Origin of the sequence: Mycolicibacterium neoaurum ATCC 25795 (genome assembly GCF_000691525.1) — a bacterium.
GTDB classification, from domain to species: domain Bacteria; phylum Actinomycetota; class Actinomycetes; order Mycobacteriales; family Mycobacteriaceae; genus Mycobacterium; species Mycobacterium neoaurum.
Genome location: NZ_JMDW01000003.1, coordinates 148,266 through 173,435, shown reverse-complemented (window position 1 = coordinate 173,435; position 25,170 = coordinate 148,266). Strand labels below are relative to the sequence as shown.

The 25,170-nt window shown below is 66.7% G+C and carries 24 protein-coding genes; 9 read left to right on the top strand and 15 right to left on the bottom strand.

Annotated features, from left to right (window positions below; all coding sequences use genetic code 11):
• Positions 1-10: 10 nt before the first annotated feature.
• From IC40_RS0102700 to IC40_RS0102690, 3 genes are all read right to left on the bottom strand, one after another.
• Entirely contained in the window at positions 11-1,222 is a 1,212-nt protein-coding gene (locus tag IC40_RS0102700; RefSeq protein WP_030133225.1) for an acetyl-CoA C-acetyltransferase, read from the bottom strand.
• Between the two features lie 163 nt (positions 1,223-1,385).
• Positions 1,386-2,498, bottom strand: coding sequence for an alkene reductase (locus tag IC40_RS0102695; protein WP_030133224.1), 1,113 nt, complete (start codon positions 2,496-2,498; stop codon positions 1,386-1,388).
• A 6-nt stretch (positions 2,499-2,504) separates the two neighbouring features.
• Complete coding sequence (locus IC40_RS0102690) at positions 2,505-3,515, bottom strand: helix-turn-helix transcriptional regulator (RefSeq protein ID WP_030133223.1); 1,011 nt, start codon at positions 3,513-3,515, stop codon at positions 2,505-2,507.
• A 178-nt stretch (positions 3,516-3,693) separates the two neighbouring features.
• Here IC40_RS0102690 and urtA point away from each other — a divergent pair, with 178 nt between their 5' ends.
• Genes urtA through IC40_RS0102645 form a run of 9 tightly spaced genes read left to right on the top strand, consistent with a single transcriptional unit; the run spans position 3,694 to position 12,029 of the window.
• Positions 3,694-4,932: an urea ABC transporter substrate-binding protein gene (urtA, locus tag IC40_RS0102685; RefSeq protein WP_030133222.1), complete on the top strand. Its 1,239-nt coding sequence runs from the start codon at positions 3,694-3,696 to the stop codon at positions 4,930-4,932.
• Between the two features lie 3 nt (positions 4,933-4,935).
• Positions 4,936-5,655, top strand: coding sequence for an urease subunit beta (locus tag IC40_RS0102680; RefSeq protein ID WP_036469212.1), 720 nt, complete (start codon positions 4,936-4,938; stop codon positions 5,653-5,655).
• Positions 5,652-7,367 (top strand): urease subunit alpha, encoded by a 1,716-nt coding sequence (ureC, locus tag IC40_RS0102675; protein ID WP_030133220.1) that lies wholly within the window; start codon positions 5,652-5,654, stop codon positions 7,365-7,367. The genes IC40_RS0102680 and ureC overlap by 4 nt, the downstream gene beginning before the upstream one ends.
• Before the next feature lie 11 nt (positions 7,368-7,378).
• Positions 7,379-7,996, top strand: a complete 618-nt coding sequence (ureG, locus tag IC40_RS0102670; RefSeq protein WP_030133219.1) for an urease accessory protein UreG — start codon at positions 7,379-7,381, stop codon at positions 7,994-7,996.
• A complete protein-coding gene (locus IC40_RS0102665) occupies positions 7,993-8,799 on the top strand; it encodes an urease accessory protein UreD (protein ID WP_030133218.1) in 807 nt (268 codons plus the stop codon). Before ureG ends, IC40_RS0102665 begins: the two co-directional genes overlap by 4 nt.
• Entirely contained in the window at positions 8,796-9,275 is a 480-nt protein-coding gene (locus tag IC40_RS0102660; RefSeq protein WP_030133217.1) for an urease accessory protein UreE, read from the top strand. The genes IC40_RS0102665 and IC40_RS0102660 overlap by 4 nt, the downstream gene beginning before the upstream one ends.
• On the top strand, positions 9,256-9,951 hold the full coding sequence (locus IC40_RS0102655) for an urease accessory protein UreF (protein ID WP_030133216.1): 696 nt from the start codon (positions 9,256-9,258) through the stop codon (positions 9,949-9,951). Before IC40_RS0102660 ends, IC40_RS0102655 begins: the two co-directional genes overlap by 20 nt.
• A 15-nt stretch (positions 9,952-9,966) precedes the next feature.
• A complete protein-coding gene (locus tag IC40_RS0102650; protein WP_030133215.1) occupies positions 9,967-10,818 on the top strand; it encodes an NmrA/HSCARG family protein in 852 nt (283 codons plus the stop codon).
• A gap of 38 nt (positions 10,819-10,856) precedes the next feature.
• Positions 10,857-12,029, top strand: a complete 1,173-nt coding sequence (locus IC40_RS0102645) for a pyridoxal phosphate-dependent aminotransferase (RefSeq protein WP_030133214.1) — start codon at positions 10,857-10,859, stop codon at positions 12,027-12,029.
• Positions 12,030-12,115: 86 nt separating this feature from the next.
• Here the strand turns inward: IC40_RS0102645 and IC40_RS0102640 are convergent, their stop codons facing one another.
• The 12 genes from IC40_RS0102640 to IC40_RS0102585 all read right to left on the bottom strand — a co-directional run bounded on the left by IC40_RS0102640 (position 12,116) and on the right by IC40_RS0102585 (position 25,170).
• Positions 12,116-13,663: an NCS1 family nucleobase:cation symporter-1 gene (locus IC40_RS0102640; protein ID WP_030133213.1), complete on the bottom strand. Its 1,548-nt coding sequence runs from the start codon at positions 13,661-13,663 to the stop codon at positions 12,116-12,118.
• 79 nt (positions 13,664-13,742) lie between these two features.
• The gene (locus IC40_RS0102635) at positions 13,743-14,441 is read right to left on the bottom strand and encodes a GntR family transcriptional regulator (RefSeq protein WP_372494018.1); all 699 of its coding nucleotides are present in this window, start codon (positions 14,439-14,441) and stop codon (positions 13,743-13,745) included.
• Between the two features lie 52 nt (positions 14,442-14,493).
• Entirely contained in the window at positions 14,494-15,408 is a 915-nt protein-coding gene (locus tag IC40_RS0102630) for a TIGR03564 family F420-dependent LLM class oxidoreductase (protein ID WP_030133211.1), read from the bottom strand.
• A 72-nt stretch (positions 15,409-15,480) separates the two neighbouring features.
• Complete coding sequence (locus IC40_RS0102625) at positions 15,481-15,918, bottom strand: SRPBCC family protein (RefSeq protein ID WP_030133210.1); 438 nt, start codon at positions 15,916-15,918, stop codon at positions 15,481-15,483.
• 89 nt (positions 15,919-16,007) lie between these two features.
• A complete protein-coding gene (locus tag IC40_RS0102620; protein ID WP_042509862.1) occupies positions 16,008-17,123 on the bottom strand; it encodes a CaiB/BaiF CoA transferase family protein in 1,116 nt (371 codons plus the stop codon).
• Positions 17,120-17,560, bottom strand: a complete 441-nt coding sequence (locus IC40_RS0102615) for an SRPBCC family protein (protein ID WP_030133208.1) — start codon at positions 17,558-17,560, stop codon at positions 17,120-17,122. Before IC40_RS0102615 ends, IC40_RS0102620 begins: the two co-directional genes overlap by 4 nt.
• Positions 17,561-17,598: 38 nt before the next feature.
• Entirely contained in the window at positions 17,599-19,119 is a 1,521-nt protein-coding gene (locus IC40_RS0102610; protein ID WP_030133207.1) for an MCE family protein, read from the bottom strand.
• 1 nt (position 19,120) lies between these two features.
• Entirely contained in the window at positions 19,121-20,242 is a 1,122-nt protein-coding gene (locus tag IC40_RS0102605; RefSeq protein ID WP_030133206.1) for a virulence factor Mce family protein, read from the bottom strand.
• Entirely contained in the window at positions 20,239-21,525 is a 1,287-nt protein-coding gene (locus IC40_RS0102600; protein ID WP_030133205.1) for an MCE family protein, read from the bottom strand. The genes IC40_RS0102605 and IC40_RS0102600 overlap by 4 nt, the downstream gene beginning before the upstream one ends.
• Complete coding sequence (locus tag IC40_RS0102595; protein WP_030133204.1) at positions 21,522-22,814, bottom strand: MCE family protein; 1,293 nt, start codon at positions 22,812-22,814, stop codon at positions 21,522-21,524. The genes IC40_RS0102600 and IC40_RS0102595 overlap by 4 nt, the downstream gene beginning before the upstream one ends.
• On the bottom strand, positions 22,811-23,845 hold the full coding sequence (locus IC40_RS0102590; RefSeq protein ID WP_030133203.1) for an MCE family protein: 1,035 nt from the start codon (positions 23,843-23,845) through the stop codon (positions 22,811-22,813). Before IC40_RS0102590 ends, IC40_RS0102595 begins: the two co-directional genes overlap by 4 nt.
• 11 nt (positions 23,846-23,856) lie before the next feature.
• A complete protein-coding gene (locus IC40_RS0102585) occupies positions 23,857-25,170 on the bottom strand; it encodes an MCE family protein (RefSeq protein ID WP_042509861.1) in 1,314 nt (437 codons plus the stop codon).

Sequence of the window (25,170 nt, the reverse complement as noted above, 5' to 3'; positions counted from 1 at the left end):
GTCATATCTCCTAGACGCGCTCGATGATGGTGGCCACGCCCATACCGCCGCCGACGCACAGCGTGATCAGCGCACGCTTGGCACCGCGACGCTCGAGCTCGTCGACCATGGTTCCGGTGATCATGGCGCCGGTGGCACCCAGCGGGTGACCCATCGCGATGGCGCCGCCGTTGACGTTGAGCTTCTCGTCCGGGATGTTGAGGTCCTTCTGGAACTTCATCACCACCGAGGCGAACGCCTCGTTCAGCTCGAACAGGTCGATATCGTCGACGGTCAATCCGGCGCGGTCGAGCACCTTCTTGGTCGCCGGGGTGGGGCCGGTCAGCATGATGACCGGGTCGGCGCCGCTGGTGGCGGTGGCCACCACGCGCGCCCGCGGGGTCAGCCCCTGGGCCTTACCCGCGGCCTCGCTGCCGATGAGCACCAGCGCGGCGCCGTCGACGATGCCCGAGCTGTTACCGCCGGTGTGGACGTGGTTGATCTTCTCCACGTAGTGGTACTTCTGCAGCGCCACATCGTCGAAGCCGCCCATCGCACCCAGGTCCGCGAAGGCGGGCTTGAGCTTGCCCAGGCTCTCCACGGTGGTGCCCGGACGCATGTGCTCGTCGTGATCGAGCACGACCAGCCCGTTCTGATCCTTGACCGGCACCACGGACTTGGCGAAGTAGCCGCCCGACCATGCCGCGGCGGCCCGCTCCTGCGAGCGCGCGGCGTAGGCGTCGACATCCTCGCGGGAGAAGCCCTCGATGGTGGCGATCAGATCGGCACCGATGCCCTGGGGGACGAAACCGACGCGGTAGTTGGTCTCGGGGTCGCCGGCCCAGGCGCCGCCGTCAGAGCCCATCGGGACGCGGCTCATCGACTCGACACCGCCGACGAGGACCAGGTCGTCCCAGCCCGAGGACACCTTCTGGGCGCCGAGGTTGACGGCCTCCAGGCCCGAGGCGCAGAAACGGTTGAGCTGGAAGCCACCGGTGGTCTCGGGCAGGCCCGACACCAGCACCGCGGTACGGGCGATATCGCCGCCCTGATCACCGACCGGGGACACGACACCCAGGATGACGTCGCTGATCAGGTTCTCGTCGAGGTCGGGGTAGCGGGCCCGGATCTCGTCGATCAGGCCTACGACGAGGTTGACCGGCTTGATCTCGTTGAGGGCGCCACCGCGCTGCTTACCGCGCGGGGTGCGGATGGCCTCATAGATGAAGGCACCTTCGGACATATGTTGTTCCCTTTCGGGTGGGTGACAGGGCACTGATCGCGCACCCTAACAAAATCGTAAACCAACCTGTTGGTTGGTCCAATTTCCACCCATCCGCCAGTGGCCACCCATCGCACGCCATCAGGGAAAAGCGTGCGACAAGTGGCCACCGGGCCTTCCGGGATCAAGCCGACTGCGGTTCGGCCTCCGCGAGCGTCGGATAGTCCACGTACCCAGCGGGGCCGGAGGCGTAGAAGGTCGGCACATCGGGCTCGTTGAGCTCGGCCCCGAGCAGCAACCGGTCGATCAGGTCCGGGTTGGCCAGCCAGCTGCGGCCCACCGCGACGGCGCTCGCCGCACCCCAGTCGACGAGGGACTCGAGCTGGCAGAAATCGGTATCGGTATCGCGGCCGGTGTTGAGCACCAGAGTGTCCGGCCACAGCGCCCGCAGGGCCCCGAACGTCTGGGTGCTGGGGTCGATCAGGACGTGTAGGTACGCCAGACCCAACGGGCGGATGCGGTTCAGCAACGCCTCGTAAGCGCCGACCTGATCGTTCTCCCGCATATCTCCGGCACCATTTCCCGGGGAGATCCGCAGCCCGACGCGATCCGCACCGATCTCGTCGGCGACCGCCTCCACGACCTCGGCGGTCAACCGGGCGCGATTCTCCGCCGACCCGCCGTAGGCGTCGGTGCGCAGGTTCACCACATCGGAGAGGAACTCGTGCAACAGATAGCCGTTGGCCGAATGGATCTCCACCCCGTCCATGCCGGCATCGATGGCACGGCGCGCCGCGCCGCGGAACTGGCCGATGATGGTGCCGATCTCATGCTCGGTGAGCGCACGCGGCACCGGTAGCGGCTGCTTGCCCGCGGGGGTGTGGGTGAGCATGTCCGCTGCAACCGGCGAGGGACCGACCGTCTCGAACCCGCTGATATCGGGATGCGCCATCCGCCCCACATGCCAGAGCTGCACGAACATCTTCCCGCCCCCGGCGTGCACCGCATCGGCGATATCGGCCCAGGCCTGCTGGTGGCGGTCGGTGTAGATGCCGGGGGTGTTCATATAGGCGCCGTTGGCCTGCTCGCAGATCGCAGTGGCCTCACTGATGATCAGCCCGGCGGCGGCGCGCTGGGAGTAATAGAGCGCAGCGAGATCCGACGGGGTGGCATCGGACTGGGCGCGCGAGCGCGTCAGAGGTGCCATGAACACCCGGTTGGCCGCTTCGGTGGCTCCGACCCGCACCGGCGTGAGCAGGCTGGCATCGGGGGCGAGACGGAAGGTCTGGTCGGTCATGTGGGTCTAAGCGCTGTCGGCGGCCCAAACATTCCCCGCCAGCAGTCGCCCCGACAGCAGGCCCCAGGTCACCGCGTGCGACACACACGCCGCGCGATTACTGGCGCCGAGTTTGACCATCGCACTCTCCAGGTGGTGGCCCGCGGTCCGGACGCTGATGAACAGGCGGGCGGCAATCTGATTGTTCGTCAGACCCTGCGCCGCCAGCGTCAAGGCATCGAGTTCACGGGCGGTGATACCGAACGGCAAAGGGTCGCGGGTCACCAACAGCACACCGGAAAGGCTGTCCCGCTCGAAGCGGCGGGCGGTGTCGATGATCCTGGCGTGCAGCCAGGTGGTGCCGTCGAACCACCGGGTGGCCTCGGGTCGAAAGCCCAAACCCGTTGCACGGGTGGCCAACACCATCTCGGTCACCAATGCGCGATCCAACGGGGCCGCGAAGCTGTCACCGTGGATCAGCAGATGCGCTTGCCCGTCACCGTCGATCGCCCAAGCCTGCGCCTCGGGTGCCATGAGCTCGGCGACCATGCGCGGGCGCGAGGAGAAGTCGAGCTGCGCAGCCATCTGCGCACGCAGCGAATTGATCTCGGCCACATCGCCATCGGTGGGGTGGCGGGCGTCGTCACAGTTGACGTGGATGGTTCCGGCGTAACTGCCGTCCGCGGTCACCAGCCGCGCCGACAACCCCTCGTCGAAACCGGCCGGGGCGAAAACACCCTGCACGGAATAGGTGTCGCGATACTGGGGGAAGTCACGCCAGCGCAGCGCGCCGAGACCGCGCACCCGCATCGTGTCGAACAACGGATCGTGATCGATGAACCAGGTGTTCAGGTGCTCCATCACATGATCGGGGTAGCCGTGATTGGCGACGGCGACGTGCCGGCGACGGATCGGATCCCACAGGCTGATCGCCGATGCCGACGACGCCGCCCGTGCGCTCAGCGCCTCGAGCATCTCGTGGGCGCGCGTCTCGATACTCGCGCTGCTGCCCAGCACCTCCGCATATGCGCCTGCCATCAGATCCTTCTTGTCACGTCCCCAAAGAATGATGGGCAGGGCGTGTTTCGCGAATGTTTCACCCACGCGGCGGACAGGCAACGCCCACCGCGGAAATGGGAGATTCCTCCCATATCCCGGGGAATGCGCTGGTTCCTACGCTGATCGCCAACGATCCACGACCAGCGAAGGCGAGCACATGAACAGATTCACCGCGGGAGTGGCCCTCCTCGCCACAACGACCATGCTCGCGACCGCGTGCGGCAGTCGGGCCGGCGACGACGCGGGCGCCACGGCGCAGGGGTGCGCGGACACATCGGGCTCGGAGGTCACCATCGGTTCGATCAACTCACTGTCCGGCGGGCTGGCCGTCAGCGAGTCGGTCATCCATGATGCGATCGCGATGGCCGTCGACGAGATCAACGCAAGCGGCGGGGTGCTGGGCAAGCAGCTCGATCTGCTGTCCGAGGACGGCGCATCGGATCCCACCGTATTCGCCGAGAAGGCCAACAAGCTGGTCAACAGCGATTGTGTCGCAGCGGTTTTCGGCGGGTACACCTCGGCAAGCCGCAAGGCGATGCTGCCGGTGTTCGAGGATTCCAACGCACTGCTCTATTACGGTCAGCAGTACGAGGGTCTGGAGTCATCGAAGAACATCTTCTACTCGGGCGCCACCACCAACCAGCAGATCATCCCGGCCCTGGACTACCTCAAGCAGCAGGGTGTCACCTCGCTCTACCTGGTCGGCAGTGATTATGTCTTCCCGCGCACCTCCAATGCCATCGTCAAGGCCTACGCCGCGGCCAACGGCATCGAGATCAAGGGCGAAGACTATGTGCCGCTGGACAGTACGAACTTCGCGACGATCGTCAACAAGATCCGCAGCGCCGGTGCCGACGCCATCTTCAACGTCGTGGTGGGCGGTTCACTGACGGCCTTCTTCCGGGAGTACAACAGCGCCGGGCTGACGGCCCAGACCATGCCGGTGATGTCGATGTGCGTCGGTGAGGAGGAGGTCAAGAGCATCGGCGCCGACACCCTGGTCGGGCAGCTGTCGTCGTGGAACTACTACGAGACCCTCGACACCCCGGCCAACAAGAAGTTCGTCGCCGACTTCAAGGCCAAGTACGGCCCCGACCGGGTCACCTCGGATCCGATGGAGTCGGCCTACACCGCGGTGTATCTGTGGAAGGCCACGGTGGAGAAGGCCGACTCGTTCGCGGTGGCCGACATCCAGTCCGCGGCCGACGGCGTCACCGTCGACGCACCGGAGGGGTCGGTGACCATCGACGGGGAGAACCACCACGTCACCAAGACCGCACGCGTCGGCAAGGTCGTCCCCAGCGGCCTGATCGACCAGGTCTGGCAGTCACCGGAGCCCATCACCCCCGACCCCTTCCTCAAGAACTATCCGTGGGCCGAGGGAATCACGGGCTGACGCATGCATCTGACACCCAAGGACGAAGACCGACTGCTGGTGTTCCTGGCCGCGGAACTGGCCCGCAAGCACCGCGCCGCGGGACTGGCACTGACCTATGCCGAGGCCCGGGCACTGATCGCCGACGAGGTCATCGAGGCGGCCCGATCCGGTGCCGGGGTGGCCGAGGCCGCCGCCATCGGGGCCGATCTGCTCACCGATGACGATGTCATGCCCGGCGTGCGCACCCTGTTGGGCTCGGTTCAGGTCGAGGCATTCTTCGACGACGGACAGAAGCTCGTCACCGTGCACGATGCGATCGGCCCCGGCACCCGGACCGCCGACGAGATCACCTTCGCCCCGGGTGAGATCCTGCCCGCCGACGGCGAACTCGAGCTGAACGCGGGCCGGGCAACCGTGTCGGTGAGTGTGCAGAACACCGGTGACCGTCCCATCCAGGTCGGATCGCACTTTCACTTCTTCGAATGCAACCGGGCGCTGCGTTTCGACCGGCGATCGGCGTTCGGCATGCGATTGGACATCCCGTCGGGGTTGGCCGTGCGCTTCGAACCCGGTGAGACGCAGGAGGTATCGCTGACCAGCTACGGCGGTGACCGGGTGGTGATCGGCCAGAACGATGTCACCAATGGCCCTACCGATGTCCCGGCGAGCGCAGCGCTGATGAGCGATGTACGCGCCCGCGGTTTCTTGGACATCCTGCCGGATTCGAAAGAGCTGAGATGACATACCGCATCAGCCGGGCCCGCTACGCCGAGCTGTACGGACCGACCACCGGGGACCGGGTGCGCCTCGCCGATACCGAGCTGCTGGCCCGCGTCGAGGCCGACGCATGCGTCTACGGTGACGAGGCCGTCTTCGGTGGTGGCAAGACCATGCGCGAGGGCATGGCCGTGCACGGTGACATGACCAACGGCGAAGGGGCGCTGGACTTCGTCATCACCAACGCCCTCATCATCGACGCCGTGTTGGGAATCCGTAAGGCCGATATCGGTATCCGGGACGGACGCATCGTCGGGGTCGGCAAGGCGGGCAACCCGCGCACCATGGACGGTGTGCACCCCGATCTGATCATCGGCGCGGGCACCGATATCCGGTCCGGCGAGGGCCTGATCGCCACCGCGGGCGCCATCGACGTGCACGTGCACTTCGACAGCGCGGGCCTTGTCGAGGAGGCCATCTCCAGCGGCATCACCACCATGATCGGTGGCGGCCTCGGCCCGGTGACCGTCGGCATCACGTCGTCGGGGCCGACCAACCTGGCTCGCATGCTGCGGGCCGCGGAGGCCTTCCCGATGAACTTCGGTTTCATCGGCAACGGCAGCGCATCCAGCACCGCACCGCTGATCGAGCAGGGACTGGCCGGCGCCATCGGATTCAAGATCCACGAGGACTGGGGCGCCACCCCGGCGGCGATACGGGCCTCACTGGACGCCGGTGACGAACTGGACCTGCAGGTGCAGATCCACACCGACACCCTCAACGAGTCCGGCTTCTACGAAGACACCATGGCCGCGATCGGCGGCCGGGTGATCCACACCTATCACGCCGAGGGGGCCGGCGGTGGTCATGCGCCGGACATCATGCAGGTCGTCGGCGAACCGTACTGCCTTCCATCCTCGACCAACCCGACGAATCCGTACACGCTCAACACCTTCGACGAGCACCTGGACATGGTGATGGTGTGCCACCACCTGAATCCCCGCATCCCCGAGGATGTGGCCTTCGCCGAATCGCGGATCCGGCGCGAGACGATCGCCGCCGAGGATGTGTTGCACGATATGGGCGCCATCTCGGCCATGGGGTCGGACTCCCAGGGCATGGGGCGCATCGGGGAGACCATCGCCCGCACATGGCAATTGGCCTCGCATATGCGGGCAACACGCGGTCCCCTGCCTGCCGACGAGAGCACCGGCGCCGACAACGCCCGGATCCTGCGCTATATCGCCAAGCTGACGATCAATCCGGCCCGCCTGTTCGGGATCGATCACGAGGTCGGCTCGCTGGAGCCGGGCAAGCTCGCCGATATCGTGCTGTGGGAGCCGAAGTTCTTCGGAATACGCCCCGAGGTCGTGTTCAAGGGTGGTTTCCCGGCATGGTCGGTGATGGGTGAGGCCAACGCGTCGCTGATGACGTGCGAGCCGTTGAAGTACCGCCCACAGTGGGCGGCCTACGGGCAGACACCGGCCGATGTGTCGGTGAACTTCGTGGCAGCCGCGGCGATCGACGCCGGACTGGGTGCGCGGCTCGGACTGCAGACCCGGCTGGTGGCCTGTCGTGGCTCCCGAGGACTCACCAAAGCCGATCTGCTACACAACGATTACCTTCCCGACATCCGGATCGAACCCGACACCTACCGGGTGATCGTGGACGGTCAACTGTGCCAGAGCGTGCCGATGACCACGGTGCCGCTCGGCCGTCGGTACACGTTGAAATAGAGGAGAACGCGATGGGCGAGGTACTTCGCATCGGCATCGGCGGTCCGGTCGGATCGGGTAAGACCCGGCTGGTGGAGAGGCTGGTGCCCGAGCTGATCGGCAGGGGTCTCGGCGTTGCGGTGATCACCAACGACCTGGTCACCGACGAGGACGCGCAACGGGTGCGCCGCAGCGGGGTCATCGACCCGAACCGGGTGCTGGCCGTCGAGACCGGCGCCTGCCCGCACACCGCCATTCGCGAGGACCCGTCGGCAAATCTGGCCGCCGCCCGCCGGTTGGCGGCCGAATTCGAGGACCTGGACCTGATTCTCATCGAGTCCGGTGGTGACAACCTGGCCGCCACCTTCACCTCCGATCTGGTGGATTACTGGATCTTCGTCATCGACACCGCAGGCGGGGACGACATCCCCCGCAAAAAGGGCATCGGGCTGCTGCAGGCCGATCTGCTGGTGGTCAACAAGATCGACCTCGCCGATCTGGTGGGTGCCGATCTGGACCGGATGCGCCGCGACTGCGCGGTGGCCCGCCCCACCAAGCCGACGGTGTTCACCGATCTGCGCTCCGGATCCGGCCTGGACGCCCTGACCGAGGAGTTGCTGCGCGGTGTGATGCTCACGGCGCGAGCATGATCGCCCCCGGTGTGCTGAGCCTGCACACCCGCGCCGATGCCAGCGGCGCGACGCGGATCACCGGGCTGCGGCAGCGATACCCGCAGCGGGTGACCACCGCACTGCACAGTGATCCCGCCTTTCCCGGTGCAGCCAACCTCTGTGTGCAGAGTCCCAGCGGCGGAACGTTCTCCGATGACGATCTGAGCACCACCGTGCGGTGTGCGTCCGGCACACATCTGCACCTCACCTCCCAGGCCGCCACCCAGGTGTTCGCCGGCGGCGGACCCGGCGCCCGGCACCGTCTGTCGTTCGATGTGGAGTCCGGGGCGGCGCTGGAGTACCTGCCCAAAACAATTATCCCGCAGTCCGATTCGAGCTTCGTCCAACAGTTGGAGGTCGATGTCGCACCCGGCGGGGTGTACATCGGCTGGGATGCGATCGCCGCCGGACGGATCGCACACGGCGAGCGGTTCCGCTACGCCGTCGTCGATACCGCGTTCACGGTGCGGGTACAGGGTCGTGCGGTGGCACGGGACCGCCAGCTGGTCACCGCGGATGCCGTCATCGGGGCCGACTACCTGGCCACCCTGCTGATCCTCGCGCCGGGCCGGTGCGTCAAAGGCGCGCTGTCCGCGGTGCGCGCGGTGCTGGCTGATCATCCTGATATCGAGGGCGGCGCCGGCGAACTTCCTTCTGATGCCGGCATTTTCGTGCGGATCAGGACTGATGGCGCACCCCCGCTGCTCGCCGTGCAGCGGGCACTGCACGATGCGGCCCGCGTCATGTTGCCCACCACACCGATCACCAGGAGCACCCCGTGATAGCCGATACCGTACTCGGACACATCGATGATCCGGCTTTCGCCGGCCGCCGGCGGCACCATGTCGACATCGGCTGGGGTGATGCGGGCAAACATCGGCAGCTCGTCACCACCGACACCGGCATAGAGGTACGGATCATGCTGCCGCGTGGCGTGTTCCTGCACCACGATGCCGTGATCACCGACGACGGCCACGCCGTCGTGGTGGTCCGCCGTCCGGCCGAACCCGCCATCCGGGTCCGGTTCGCCGACAACACCGCCCGCGCCATGCTGATGTTGGGTCACCTGCTCGGCAACCAGCACGCCCCCGTCGACGTCGACGATGACGGTATGACCGTCCCACTGTTCACCAGTGCCGATGCCGCCAGGGACATGCTCGCCACGATGGGTGTCACCGGTGAGGTGACCGAACTGGCATTGGCCGGCCGCGGCTGGGCGCGGACATCCGCGGATGACCATGTTGGCCATCACCACTGACGTCACGACGGCGCTGGCGCTGTGGTTGCAGTTGCACGACAGTGCGTTTCCCGCCGGGCGGATGGTGCACAGCCACGGTCTGGAGGAGTGGCTGCACCGTCGCCCGGATGCCGATGCCGATGCCGTCGAATCGGTGGTGTGCGGATATCTGCGGCACAGTGTCGGGACGCTGGACGCCACCATCACCGCGCATGCCTGGCTGGCTGATGATCCCGACACCCTTGCCGAACTCGATGATCTTGCCGCGACGTACAAGCTGTTCGGCAACACCCGCACCGCCTCGGTGTCCGCGGGCGGGCAACTGGCGGCGACCGCTCTCGACGTCGGGATCGGCGAACGGCATCCCTACCTGCTGGCGGTGTCGGCAGGGTCGGTGCCCGGTCATGCTGCGGTGGTCGACGGGGTCGTGCAGTCGCTGTTGGGCATCCCTCGGCAGGTCGCCGTCGTCGGCGTGCTGCGATCGATGATGGCCTCGTTGCTGAGCGCGGCGGTACGGCTCGGCAGGTTGGGCCCGCTGCAGAGTCAGCGCATCCAGCTACGCAACGCCGAAGCGATGACGGTGTTGGCGCACGCGGCCTGCGAGCGGCCGCTGAGCGAGTTGAGCAGCGTGTCACCGGCACTGGAGATCAGCGGAATGCGTCACGAGGAGCGGACCTCGCGGTTGTTCGCCACGTGAAACTAGGCTGGGACGATGAGCGGATATTTCGCGGTACTGGGAGCCACCGGCGCACAGGGTGGCGCAGTGGTCAAACCGCTATTGGAGGCCGGGGCGACGGTGCGGGGGATCACCCGGCGTACTGACTCACCCGCGGCGCGGCGCCTGGCCGAGGCCGGTGTCGAGGTGATGGCCGCCGATCTGTCCGATGAGGCGTCCGTCGCTCGGGCCTTCTCCGGCGTGACCGGGGCGTACGCGCTGACCACCCCGTTCGAGGAGGGGCCCGAGGCCGAGATCGCGCAGGGCCGGACCATCTTGGCGGCCGCCCGCTCAGCCGAGGTTCCGCACCTGGTGTTCTCGTCGGTGGCCGATGCCGATCAGCACACCGGGATCCCGCATTTCGACAGCAAGGCCGTCGTCGAGCACGAGCTGGCCGGATCCGGCCTCTCGTACACCATCGTCGGGCCGTCGTACTTCTACGACAACATGCTCGGCGGCCTCGCCGACATCAAGGCTGGGGTCTTCGAGTTGCCGCTGCCGGCCGACGCGCCGCTGCAGCAGTTGTCCCGGCGCGATCTCGGGCGGTTCGTCGCGGCGGTGCTGACCGATCCCGATCCGGTGCGCAACACCCGCATCGACCTCGCCTCCGATGAGCCGTCCGGTCGACAGATGGCGGCCGCACTGTCCGAAACCCTGGGCCGTCCGGTCGAATTGGTGACCCGCGAGCCGTCGCAGATCGCCTCGCCCGACATGCGGGCCATGTTCACCTTCCTTGCCGCCGGTGGGTACACCGTGGATATTGCCGCACTGCACGCACAGTATCCGCAGATCGGCTGGCAGAGCTTCACCGACTGGATCGACACCGACCTACGGCCGCTACTGGGCTGACATCACGGGGCTGCCGGGCGGGCAACTAGTCTGGCGGTATGACCGTCTCCCGCCTGCAGCCCTACGCGGTGACGATCTTCGCGGAGATGTCGGCGCTGGCCGCCAGGATCGGCGCGGTGAATCTCGGACAGGGTTTCCCCGACGAGGACGGCCCCGCCCAGATGCTGAAGGTCGCTCAGGACGCCATCGCCGGCGGGGTCAACCAGTACCCGCCCGGGCTCGGCATTCCGGAGCTGCGCAACGCGATCGCCGCCCAGCGCCGGCGCCGCTACGGCATCGAGTACGACCCGGACACCGAGGTGCTGGTGACCGTCGGCGCCACCGAGGCGATCGCGGCCGCCCTGCTCGGTCTGGTCGAGCCCGGCTCCGAGGTACTGGTCATCGAGCCGTTCTACGACTCCTACTCCCCCGTCATCGCGATGGCCGGGTGCCACCGGGTCACCGTTCCGTTGGCACCCGCCGGCCGCGGCTTCGCCCTCGACGTCGAGGCGCTGCGGGCCGCGGTCACCCCACGCACCCGCGCGCTGTTGCTGAACTCCCCGCACAACCCGACCGGCATGGTCCTCAGCGACGCCGAACTGTCGGCGGTCGCCGCGCTGGCGACCGAACACGATCTGTTGGTGATCACCGACGAGGTGTACGAGACCCTGGTCTTCGGCGTTGAGCATCACCCACTGGCCGGCTACCCGGGTATGCGGGAGCGCACGGTGACGATCTCCAGCGCGGCCAAGATGTTCAACGCCACCGGTTGGAAGATCGGCTGGGCGTGTGCGGCGCCCGACCTGATCGCCGGTGTGCGGGCGGCCAAGCAGTACCTGACGTATGTGGGCGGCGCGCCGTTCCAACCCGCCGTGGCATACGCACTCGATCACGAGGATGAGTGGGTGGCCGGTTTGCGCGCCGATCTGCAGGCCAAGCGCGACCGCCTCGGCGAGGCATTGGCAGATCTGGGCTTCGAGGTGCATCACAGCGCCGGCACCTATTTCCTGTGTGCCGACCCGCGTCCGCTCGGATACACCGACAGCACCGCGTTCTGCGCCGAGCTGCCACACAAGGCCGGGGTGGCGGCCATCCCGATGTCCGCGTTCACGAGCGGTGACCCCGACAACCCCGCGGACGGCTGGAATCACCTGGTGCGCTTCGCCTTCTGCAAGCGCGACGACACCATGGACGAGGCGATTCGCCGGCTCCAGGTGTTGCGGGGGCGATGACACCCGCCGGATGCCGCGAGTGAGACGTTGTTGCGTTGTTCGGCAAGGAATTGACGCAACAACGTCACACTCGGCCGTCTCGAGGATCAGGACAGCGATGCGGCAACCAGCTTGTCGCGGGTGCCCAGCAGGTAGTACACCGCAAAGCCGACGCCGCAGCCGATGAACCAGCTGTACTGGGCGGCGGTGTACATGCCTGTGACGCTGCCGCCGAGCAGCACCGGGATCACCGCCAAGATCGCGCCGAGCACCGTGGCGATCACCGCGATGCGGTTGTATCCCTTGGTGTACCAGTACTTTCCGGTTTCGGCCATGGTGAACAAATCGTCGACGACGACCTTCTGCTTGCGCACCAGGTAGTAGTCGGCGATCAAGACACCGAACAGCGGGCCGATGAACGCGCCCAAGGTCTCCAGCGTGTAGTGGATGACCTCCGGGTTGGCGTACAGGTTCCACGGGGTGATCAGCACCGAACCGACCGCGGCGATCATGCCGCCCGCGCGCCAGCTTATGCGCTGCGGGCTGACGTTGGAGAAGTCGAAGGCCGGTGAGATGAAATTGGCGACGATGTTGATGCCGATGGTGGCGATGGTGAACGTCAACGCGCCCAACACGATGGCGAAGGTGGAGTCGATGCGGGCCACCGTCTCCACCGGATCGGTGAGCAGTTCCCCGAACACCGGCAATGTCAGTGACGCGGTGACGACCACCAGCACCGAGAAGACCAGGAAGTTCACCGGCAGACCCAGGAAGTTGCCCCGCTTCACGGCCTCGAAGGACTTGCCGTAACGGGAGAAGTCACCGAAGTTGAGCATCGGGCCGGAGAAGTAGGACACCACCAGCGCGATGGCGCCCAACATGACCGGCACCGCCGACCAACCGGTGTGCGTGACCGCACCGAGGTTCAGGTCGATGGCTCCCCAACCGGCCTTGTAGATCAGGTAGCCGCACAGCATGAACATCACCACATAGACTGCCGGACCGCAGAAGTCGATGAACTTCCGGATTGATTCCATGCCGCGCCAGAACACGCAGGCCTGCAGCACCCAGAGCAGCAGGAAGCTGCACCAGCCCAGCAACGAGAGCCCGGCAAAACCATAGTCCTCGACCACCGCGTAGGGCATCAGTCCGGGAAAGAGCTTGAGCAGCACGACATCCAGCGCCGCCGATGCGAGATAGGTCTGGATGCCGTACCAGGCCACCGCGATCAACCCACGGATGATGGCCGGGATGTTCGCACCGAGCACACCGAACACAGTGCGGCAGATCACCGGGTACGGGACGCCGGTGGCCTGGCTGGGTTTGGCCACCAGATTGCAGAAGAAGTAGACGATGGTGATACCGACCAGCAGCGCGACCAACACCTGCCAACTGGCCAGGCCGAGCGCGAACAGACTGCCCGCGGTGACATAACCGCCGACGCTGTGCACATCCGACATCCAGAACGCGAAGATGTTGTAGGAGGTCCAGGACTGCTTGCCCAGCGGTGCGAGGTCCTCATTGGTCAGCCGGGGGTCGTAGCCGGGCTTGATGACGCCGCCGCCGACGGGGTGTCCGGCGGCTTCGACGATGTCACCGGCGCCGACGGCGGCTCCAGGTGGCGCGCTATTGGGTGGGACAACGGTTTCGGTCATGGTTGCCGACTATGCGACCGCTTTGTTTCCCCACCGTTTCACCGGACTTATCTTCTCGGTTGCGGGAGAAATATATTTCTCAGGCCAACAGGCCGGTATCGCGCGGCAGCGTCGCGATGACGGCATTGAGGCGCCCGGCATGGTGTTCGGCGACCGCCAACAGACAGGCCACATCGCCGGCAAGGAACGCCTCCAGCATGGCGCGATGATCGGCGTGCAGCTCGGCCCGATGGGAGGGACTGACATGGACCATCGACTGGACCGGCTCGGTGACATTCCACGCCGCCTCCAACATGTGGAGCAGGCGATGCATGCGGGACGGTGCGGTCAACGCGGCGTGAAACTGTCGGCTACCCCGGTGATACGCCGCGGCATCACCATCGTTGATGGCCTGTTCGAGGCGTTGATTGGCCAGCACCGCGGCGGCGCGGTCGGCATCGGTGGCGTTGTACACCGCCGCGGTGAGCGACGCCGACTCCAACGTCTCCCGCACGATGTACATCTCCCGGAGCTCCTGCGCGGTGAGCAGGGCAATGGTGTATCCCCCGTTGCGGCGGTGTGTCACCAGCCCTTCGGCCACCAGGGTCTTGAGCGCTTCACGGATGGGAATCGGGCTGACCCCGAACAGGTCGGCCACCTCGGCAGGCGGAATCGGGGTGCCCGGTGGGACGCCACCGTCGAGGATCGCGCGCCGCAACTCGACGAGAATCTCGTGCTGCGATGTCCTGGTCCGGTCGGCGACCAGGTGGTCGAGCAGCGCCGAACGTCGTACCGACATCATCGCTTCACGGTAAGCCGCGGATGTTGCCGCGGTGTTGCCAAGATCGTGCCTACAGCGAAGAGGTGACGTCCCAGAGCCGTTCCAACGACGGCAGCGAATGATCCAGCGGGCTCAGCGCCACGTCGGTGGCTCCCGCGTCCAGATAGCGACGCAGTTGGGCACGCACGGTCGCGGCGTCACCGACGGCGGCAAGGTCGGTGATCGAATCGAGCTGTTCCCGCTCGATCACCTTCTGGTACGAGGGAATCGTCGCGTAGAAGGCCAGAGTCTCGGCAGCGAGCGCGCGTCCGGCCGCGACATCATCGGTGACCAGTGCGGGCACCATCGCGATGATCTTCGGGGCGTGCCTGCCCGCGCCGGCGGCAGCCGCGGTGATCGCCGGGCCGATGAACTCGCCGACCGTGCGGGGACCGGCCAGATACGGCAGGGTGCCATCGGCCAGTTCACCGGTGACCCGCAACGCTTTCGGGCCCATCGCCGCCACATAGACCGGGACCGGGGTCCCACCGGCCACCGATACCGGCCACTCGGGGCCGGCGCTGAATTCGTCCCCGTGGAAGTCGACCGCGCCGTCGTCGAACACCGCGCGCAACACCTGCAGATGCTCGCGCAGCCGCGCCACCGGGTTCGGCCACGATCGACCGAAGGCATCCTGCTCGGGTTTGTGGGCGCCCAGCCCGATCCCGAGGCTGAAGTTGCCGTGGGCGGCGGCCTGCGCCGTCTGGGCCTGCGCGGCGACGATCAACGGGTGCCGCGGATTCAGCGGGACGACGGAGGTCCCGACACCAAGTCCCGGCACGGCCGCACCGATCAAGCCGGCCAACCCGATGGCGTCGTGATCGAACTGCTGGGCCAGCCAGATCTGGCGGACCCCGGCGTCGTAGGCGCGGCGGGCCTGGGCGATGGCGTCGTCGACATGGTTGGCCGACTGTCGGTTGGGAACGAGAACGATTCCGGTGGGCATGTACCGGACAGCGACAGGACGGTGGTCAGAATTCCTTTTGCCGCACGCTGATTCTGGTCTTCGGCATTCCGGTCAGCCGTAGAACCGGCTGACTCGCGCGCGTAGCCGGTCGACCGCCGCGTCGAGGACCAGCTTCTTGGCGCGTCGGATCAGGAACTCCGGGATGGGTGCGGCCAGATCGATGATCAGGTCGAAGCGGACCCGGGTGCGGTCGCCCTCGCGGATCAGCTTGTACTCACCATGCTGACCGCGCTGCTGAAAGGTGTCCTGGGCGTCCCACACCATCCAGTCGTCACCCCAGTGATACTCCAGCATCTCCTTGTCGGTGATGCCCATGATCTTCACGGTGGCCTTGACGTGATGGGGCCTGCCATCCGGATGACGATCCACCACCTCGGTGGCCCTGTGCAGGGTTGACCAGGTCGGCACCTCGTCGATGTCGGCGAGCGCATCCAGGATCGCCTCCGGCGAGGCGTCGAAGAGAAGCTCTCTCGACGCTCTGACAGCCATCAGGCAAATATAAGACCGTCCTTATATTGCCGCAAGGATTTTGTCGAACTGGTTTTAACCAATCGACGTCAAGTTCTTCAGCAAAGCCGTCACCATCCCAGATCGGCGAGCTCGGTGGCGCCCTGCGGCGGGACACCGACCTGTCCGGCCGGCGTGCGGGAGAACCGCGGCGCCGGCGCGGCCTGCCGCACACCCCCGACGTCGATCAGGGTGTCGCGCGCCCGCAGGTGCGCGCTGTCGGCGGCCTCGGCCCAGCTCAGCACCGGCGTGACGCAGGCGTCGGTGCCGGCGAACACCGCCACCCACTCGTCACGCGTGCGCGTGGCAATTCGCGCCTCGAACGCGGCGCGCAGCTGCGGCCAGCGGTCACGTTCGAACTGCCCGGGCACCTCGTCGGCGCGTAACTCCAGGCCGGCGAGCAACGCCGCGAAGAACTGCGGCTCGATGGCCCCGACCGCCAGATGGCCGCCGTCGGCCGTCTCATAGGTCCGATAGAACGGGGCGCCGCCGTCGAGGAGGAACGACTCCCGTTGATCGGCAAGCGATCCCGTCGCCTTCATGGTCCACATCATCTGAGCCAGCATGCTGACCCCGTCGACCATCGCCGCGTCGATCACCTGCCCCACGCCGGACCGCTCACGCTCGTAGAGCGCGGCGATGATCCCGACCAGCGCCAGCATGGAACCGCCGCCGAAATCGGCGACCAGGTTCAGCGGCGCGACCGGAGGGCGATCCCGATACCCGATGGCGCTCAGCACCCCGGTCTGGGACAGATAGTTGATGTCGTGCCCGGCGGTCTGCGCCAACGGCCCGTCCTGCCCCCAACCCGTGATGCGCGCATAGATCAGCCGCGGATTCACCGCGGTGCACTCGTCGGGTCCGATGCCGAGCCGCTCACACGTCCCGGGCCGGAAACAGTCCAGCAGCACATCGGCTTTCGCGACCAGATCGAGCAACAACTGCGGTTCGCGCTTCACATCGACGTCGACGACGCGCTTGCCGCGGTGCAGCAGGTCGACGTTCTCGGCAGGCATCTGCAACGAGCCGGGCCGACGGACGCGCACCACATCGGCGCCCAGATCGGACAACATCATCGCCGCATGCGGTCCGGGCCCGATCCCGCCGAGTTCGACGATCCGGACGCCGGCCAGCGGACCGCTGCCGTTCCTTGATCCCCGGTCGCTTCGCTCCTGCCCGCCGGTCACCCCTTCTTGACCTTGAGCACCTGCTTGCGCAAGCCGTCGGTGGCCACGTCGATGGCACCGGACATGACCTTCTTGAGCAGGAAGCCGGGCAACGGGATCGCCAGGTCGATGGTCATGTCGAAGCGGACACGGGTCTTGTCCCCCTCGGGTGTCAGGGTGTAGCTGCACTCCTGGGATTTCAACTGACTGGCCTTGACCAGCACCCAGCTGACCTTGTTCTCCTCCCACGTGTAGTCGATCGTCAGCTGATCGCTGATACCGACGGTCTTGATGGTCTGGATGACGCGGTGCGGACGGCCCTCCGCGTCCCGGTCGACCACCTCGGCCTTCTGGTACTGGGGGGACCAGGACGGGGTGGATTCGACGTCGGCGACGACGGCGAGGATCTCCTCCGGGGTCGCCTCGATGACCACTTCACGGGAAACGCTGGTTGCCATGGGCTGACAGTAGCGACCCCGGGACCGCCTCGGGTGCACTATGCCGACGGCACCAGCATGGACTCCCACGTGCGCTCGCCCGACTGCGCCAGGTCGCCCTGGGTGTAGCGGCGACCGTCCGGTCCGATGTAACCACCGGTGGCGGGGTCGTAGACCGCGACCGCGACATTCTGCGGTGCGCCGCCCACGGGTGTCCCGGTGACCGGAGCGGCGAGCGCCGGCGCACCGGTGCTGTTCGGGGCGCTTCCCGCGATCGGCGGTGGCGGTTCGCCCGGCGCGGACACCCCGGGCGGGTACTGCGGCACACCCTGCCCACTGAGCGTCGCGTTCGGGTCGCCCTTCCAGTTGTAGCCGTCGTTGAGTGGGACGTACTCCTCATCGCTCTCGCAGATCTCCACGGTGGGCGCGCGTTTCCACGGTTTCGTCTCGCACGGGATGTTGCGCACCCCGCGGACGTTGAGATCGGAGTTCTGTGGCACGCGGCAGTACAGCTCCCCCGATGGGCGGTCCGGGGCGTCGACGTCGGTGGGGATGCGCTGCTGTCGGGCCGGTAGGAATCCGGTGTTGCATGGCGGCGGCCAGTTCAGATTCAGGTTGAAGTCCAGATAGATTCCGCGGTAGGCCTGTTTGGTGTTCGCATTGGCCGCGGTGATGGCGGACATGACGGCCGTTCCCTGCGGGTACAACACCAGCAGTTGCTCCAGATCGGCGCGATAGGTCACCGCGATATCGCCCAGGCTGACCATGTTGGCCAGCAGGACCGGTAGCGCGGGAGCGAACCGGTCGAACAGCGCCTGGCCCTCCTGCAGGGCGGGTCCGCCCTGGTTGAGCAGATCGCCGAAAGCGGCGTCCTGGGCCGCGAACTGGCCGGTCACCGACGTCATCCGCGACGCCCACGTCTGGATCGAATCAGCGGTCCGCGCTTGGGAGTCCAGCACTGCCGGTGACTGGTCGATCAGTGTGGTCAGCTGATCGGTGACAGCACCGGCATCGGTGGCGACAGCGGTCGAACCGTCGACGATCCGGGCGAGTTCACGCCCGAGACCGCCGACCGCGGTGTCGGCCTCGTCGACCAGGGTGCGCAGATTCTCCCGCGGAATGGCTTGCAGCGCAGTATTGGTCGCATCGAGCAGACCGGCGATATCGGCGGGCACCGATACCCTGTCGGATGCGATGGCATCGCCATCGCGCAGGTTCGGGCCATCCGCCCCGTTCGGGGTCAGTTCGACGAACTGTTCACCGATGGCCGACCGGCTGTGCACTGCGGCGGAAACATCGGCGGGCACCGGGGTGTCCGATTCCAGTGTGAGGACGGCCCGAACCCCGACGTCGGTCACATCGACGGAGGTGACGCGACCGATTTCGTCACCGCGGTAGGTCACCACCGATGTCGGATAGAGCCCGCCGGAACGGGGCAGTTCAAGGGTGACCTCATAGCGCCCGACACCCAGCAGTGCCGGTGCTTGGACGAATCCGAAAAGCATGACCGCGCCGGCGATCACGGTGATCGAGCCGAGGACGGCCAGTTGGATCCAAACCTTGCGGTGCAGACGTATCACTTCAGTACGACCCCCACCGGTACGGTGCGACCAGCGGGTTGCCCGCCGTGTACGGGCTCGGCATGGTGCCGATGGTGCGGCCCCACTGCATCTCCAGTTCGGTCAGGTTGCCCTCCCACCGGGTACCGGTGAAGATGCTGCTGTCCAGCCGACTCAGGGTGAGATCGACGATGAGGCTGATATTGGCGAAGTCGCCGCGGAACCAGTTCGGGATGGTGCTCTTCACCCACGGGTAGGTGGACAGGAAGTCCAGGCCCCTGGTCAGGGCGGGTCCGGCATCGGCGAGCTCGCGGAACACCGGCGCGATCTGGCGCAGATTGTTCACCAACGACTCGCGGCTCTGCTGCACCGTCGAGTTCGCGATGGCGCTGAACTTGCCCAGCGCGTCGATGGCATCGGCCAGTTTGGTTCGCGAGTCGGCGAGAACCTTCAGCGCCTGCGGCATGGTGGTCAGCGCCCGGTCGACGACGACGTCGTTGGCGGCGACCTGTCCGGCGAGGTCGTTGAGATGTTCGGTGGCGGTGATGATGTCGTCGGTTTGCGCGTTCAACGCGCTGATGAAGGTGTCCAGTTGGGTGAGCAGACTCCGCATATCGTCTTCACGCCCGGCCAGTGCTGTCGCGAAACTCTGGTTGATCTCCTGCAACTGAGCCAGCCCGCCGCCGTTGAGCAGGACCGACACCGAGGCCAGGGTCTGCTCCGTGGTGGGGTAGGTCGCGGCCGCGGACAGCGGTATCACCGAACCGTCGGTCAACCGACCCTGCGGGACCGCGTCGGTGGGTGGGGCGAGCTCGATGTGCATGGAGCCCAGCAAGCTGGTCTGGCCGACCTTGGCCGTGGCGTTGGCGGGCAGCACGACGCCTCCGTCGATCCGCATGGTGACCAGGGCGTGCCAGTCCTGAACCTCGATCTTGGTGACGTTCCCGACGTTGACGTCGGCAACCCGGACGCGGGTGTTCTGCTGGATGACCACAACGTCGGGTAGCTGCGCCTGGATGGTGTAGGCCCCGTCGCCGGTGCCTGCGGTACCGGGCAGGCTCAACGAGTTCAGGCCTCGCCACTGGCATCCCGGCACCAACGCCAACACCGCGATGAAGATCCCGACCACCGCACTGCGGCTCACGGAGTGCCGCCCGGCACCATCAGACCGGGTAGACCGGCGGCAGGATCGGTCGGTACCGCGGGGCCCTCGGCGGCCAGCATGTCGATCGGGTCCGGCGGCGGTGGCGCAGCCGGGACGAAGTCGGGTCGCAGATGGTTCTCGCTGTAGGTGATCTCGTTGGGGCGTGCGGTCGCACCGACGAACGGGTTTCCACCGATCGGCAGGAAGTTGTACTGCCGGTTCTTGACGATCGGCGCCAGATACTGCGTGCAGAGTTTGGCCGATTGTTCGCTGTTCAGCCGGGAGGCGGCCTGCACTGCGCCGCAGATGAATCCGACGGTGTTGGCGAAATTGCCCAGTGCCATGATGCCGGTGACCGCGGCCTGCGCAGGCTGATAGATGTTCATGAAGTTCTGGAACACCGTCGGTGCGACGTGCAGGACCTGCTTGACATCACCTCGGCGATCGTTGAGGGCGGTGGTGACGGCGGTGAACCGATCGACGGTGGTGCCCAGCGATTCCCGGTTGTCGGCGATGAACCCGCGCAGGTCGGTGACCGCCGCATCGAGACCTGAGGTGGCGTCGGCGATCTCGTCGGGTGTGTTCGACAGCACGGTCGACACGTCGGCCAGATTCACGTTGAACCGGGCCATCAGGTCACTGCTGGCCGACAGCGCCGACACCAGCATCTGCAGGTTGCGGACAGTGCTGAAGATATCGGTGCTGTGGTCACCGAGCACCGACATGGCCTGTGAGAGTTTGAGGACGGTGTCCCGGGCGGTGCCACCCTGGCCGCGCAGGTTCTCCGCTGCGCTGTTGATGAATTCTCCGACGGAGTTCGGGCCGCCGGGCGTGGTCGGTTGCAGGGATTCGGTGAGCTTCTGCAGTTGCGCGCGGAAGTCGTCCCACTCCACCGGAACGGCCGTGCGCTCCTGCGGGATTGCGGCGCCGGCGGCCAGTTTCGGTCCACCGTCATAGGCGGGTACCAGTTGGATGGCGCGGGCGCTCACCAGGGATGGGGACAGCACGGCGGCCCGGACGTCGGCGGGCACCGGGTAGCGGGCGTCCACCGAGAAGGTCACCTTGATGTTCTGCGGTTGTGGCTCGATCGCTTCGATGGCACCGACGGCGACACCGAGAATCCGGACCTCGTCACCCACATAGAGGCCGTTGGTATTGGCGAAGTAGCCGACGTAGGTGTTGGTGACGACGCGGTCCCACCAGGAGGTGCCCACGACCGAGATGCCGGCGACCAGCAGCACCGACAACGCGGCGGCCAGCGCGATCCGCACCTTCGCGGTCATGGTGCGACCTCACCGGGTGCGGGAACGTACACCGCGGTCGGGCCGACCGGCGCAGGACCGGAGAAGCCGGGCGGGGGTGCTGCCGGCGGACCCGGCGGTGGGCCACCGGGTGGTGGGCCGGGCAGCGGCGGCCGGTACGGGTACCGCGGATCGCCTGGATGTCCGGTGATGGCATCGGGCAGTGTGAGATTCGGCTCGCCACCCTGGCCGGTGCGCGGGAACGGCACCGGCAGCGCCGGGGTACCGGGTTGGCCCACGCCGGGGTCGACGAGCTGCGAGGGCACCTGCACGTTCGGATCCAGACCCAGATCCGAGAAGGCCGCATCGACGAACGGTTGGACGAACTGGCCGGGCAACAGGTTCACCAGCGAGGCCTTGAAGAACGGGCCGGAGCCGAGCACCTCACCGAAGGACATCGCGTAGCGACGCAAGAGGTACAGCGTGCGCTGCAGTTCCTGTTTACGGTTATCCAGGATCGACAGCACTCCGTTGACCTTGTCCAGGGCGGGTGTGAGTTGTTCGCGGTTGTCGGCCACCAGGCCGGACAGCTGGGCCGATGCCGCTGCCAGATTGCCCATGAACGCGTCCACCGAATCTCGTTGTGACAGCAGCTCAGCCAGCAGCGAGTTGGCGTTGACCACGAGCGCGGCGATCTGGTCGCTGCGCTTGGCCAGTACTCCGGTCACCTTGTTCGCGTCGGCGAGCAGGGCGCGCAACTGGGCGTCGCGGGTGTTGAGGGTGTCGGAGAACTGCGCGACACCTTCGAGGGCGAGCTTCAGGTCGGCCGGGGTGTTCTGGAAGGTCTCGGCCAGGGTCGACAATGCGGTGGACAGTTGGGTGGTGTCCAGCCCGCTGATGGTGGTCGTGAGATCCCCGAGGGCGGTGGGTAGATCGTAGGGCGAGGTGGTCCGTTCCAGCGGGATGGTCCCGGCGAGTGCGCCGTCGCCCTGCGGGGTGAGCTCGAGCATCTTGGTGCCCAACACCGTCTCGGTCTTGATGGCCGCCTCGGTGCGGTCACCGAGTTCGACGTCGTCGTCGACGGTGAACTCGACGAGAACCTTGGTGCCCTCCAACGTCACGCTCGACACGCGACCGACGCCGTATCCGGAGACCCGGACATCGCTGCCCGGTTTGATGCCACCGGCCTCGGCGAAATATGCGGTGTAGTCCGACGTCCCCTTGATGACGGGCAATTTGTCGTAGGAGAACGCGGCTGCCACGACGGCGACCAGCACGAGGGTGCCCACGGCTCCGACGGCCGCGCGGTTACGTTCGGCGATGGGTTTCATTTCTTCGGTGTGCACCTTCCGGTGTCCTGGCCGGCCAGCTTGATGTACACGGGTTGACCGCCCTTGCCGTTGACCTTGAGCGCGGCATCGCACAGGTAGAAGCCGAAGTAGTCGCCGTAGAGGCCCTGCCGGGCCAGGATCTGGTAGGTATCAGGCAGGGTCCGCACCAGCTCATCGACGTAGTCGTGGTCGGCCATGATCTGTCCGGCGACCCGGTCCGTCTGTGCCACCGCCTCTTTCACCGGTTCCCGGGCCTGCACCAGCAGGTCGGCGACGGTGCCGGCCGCGGCGCTGATATGCGCCACGCCGGTCGCGATATCGTCGCGGCGGTCGGCCAGACCCTGCACCAGGCTCGACAAATCACCCAGCCCCGCGGAGAACTGGTCATCGCGTGCGGCGAACGTACCCAGCACGGTGTTGAGGTTGGTGATCACCTGCCCGATCAGTTCGTCGCGTCCGGCCAGCGTCTTGGTCAGCGCCGAGGTCTGGGCCAGCACCGATGACACCGTCCCGCCTTGGCCCTGGAACACCTTGAGTAGTTGGCCGGACAAGGCGTTCACCTGGTCGGGATCCAGCGCTCGGAACAGCGGCCGGAAGCCGCCGATCAACGCGTCGACATCGAGGGCGGGGTGGGTGCGCTCCAGCGGGATGGTCTGGCCCGGCTGTAGCGGTCGCACCGAACCGGGCCCCTCCTCCAGCGCGAGGTAGCGGTCGCCGATCAGGTTTTCGTAGCGCACCGCGGCCGTGGTTCCCTCGGTGAGGGAAAGACCCCTGTCGACGGCGAATTGGACGGTGACGGTGCCGTCCTTGTGCAGGGTCAGGTTGGTCACCTTGCCCACTTCGACACCGGCGATGCGGACGAAGTTGCCGCCCTTGAGACCGGAGATGTTGGTGAACACGGCGCTGTAGGTAACACGCGAGTCGAAGCGGAACTGCCCGAAGACGGTGACAAGGGCGAACAGGAACACCAGGCACATAACGGTGAATCCCGCGACCCGCATCACGGTGCCGGTGATGCTCTTGCGGCGCATGACAGGGCCTTTCACGGGGCGGGCGGGAATGTCGCCGGGACAGGTGGAAGCGGGAACGGCGGTGCCGGAGCTCCGAACGGTCCTGGGCCCGGGGCGGGGCCGCCGGGATGGCGGATGCTCGGTTGTTCGGGAACCGCGCGGGTGACCGGAAGGTAGTCGGCCCAGCCGGGGAAGCCGATACCGGGGTTGGTGCGGATCTCGTTGGGCAGGGTGCCCCAACCGGTATCGGTGACCAGTGCCTTGACCGGGAAGTTCTGGCTGACATCGGGCAGTGAACCGCAACTCGGCTTCCCACCCGGGCCACCGGTGGCATTGGTCTTGGGCAGGTTCTGCGGGAATCGGTAGGCGTCGTCACCGGCGAGCATCGCCGCGTCCATGATGACCGATTTCCCGTTGCCGCCGAGGGCATCACGGCCACCGTGCTCCAGGAACCAGACCGCGCCCTGGAACAGGCACGTGTAGGTCGGCGAATACTTCATCAGCAGGGCAGTGGTCGGGTCGAGCAGATTCATGGCGCGAACCAGAGCGGGTTGGTTGCCGCCGATCACGTCGATACCCGATCGGGAGAAGCCGACCGCCGAGAGCAGCAGGGTGTCCAGCGACTGCGCGTGGCCGGTGATCGTCGCCGAGGTGGTCGAGAACGAATCGAGGATCGATACGATGTCCTGCGCCGCAGCGGAATACGCGGCGGCGGTCTGTCCGAACAACTGCCAGTCGCGTTGCACGGTGGGCATCCGTGGATTGACGGCCAGCAGCACCTTGTTCGCCTCGGTGATCGCCCGGCCTATCCGGTCCCCTCTGCCGCGCAGCGATTCCGATACCGCGGCCAGCACGGCGTTGAGCTTGGCCGGGTCGACGGCCTGCACGACGGCCTGCAGGTTCTCGAACACCGTGTTGACCTCGACGGTGACATTACGACTGCGCAGCACCGCACCGGGCGCGAGCCGGTCCGGGCTGGGCCCGGAGTCGGGCACGATGAGATCCACATACTTGGCACCGAATGCCGTGGTGGACTTGATCTGAGCCTCGACGTTGGCGGGAAGATGCTCGAACGGCCCGGGGTACATGTCGAGATGCAATGCGGCGAAACCCGATTCGGTGCCGATCGATCCGACCTCACCGACCTGCACGCCGCGCAGTTTGACCTTCGCACCGTTCTCCATCACCAAGCCGGCCCGGTCGGATATCAGCGTGACGGGCACGAAGGTGCGCAGCGTCCCGGAGAACAACAGCGCGGTCATGACCGTCAGCGCGATGATGACGATCAGCAGGATGGGCGCATACCAGATCGGGTCGATCTTCTCGCTGCGCGGCGCATTGTTCAC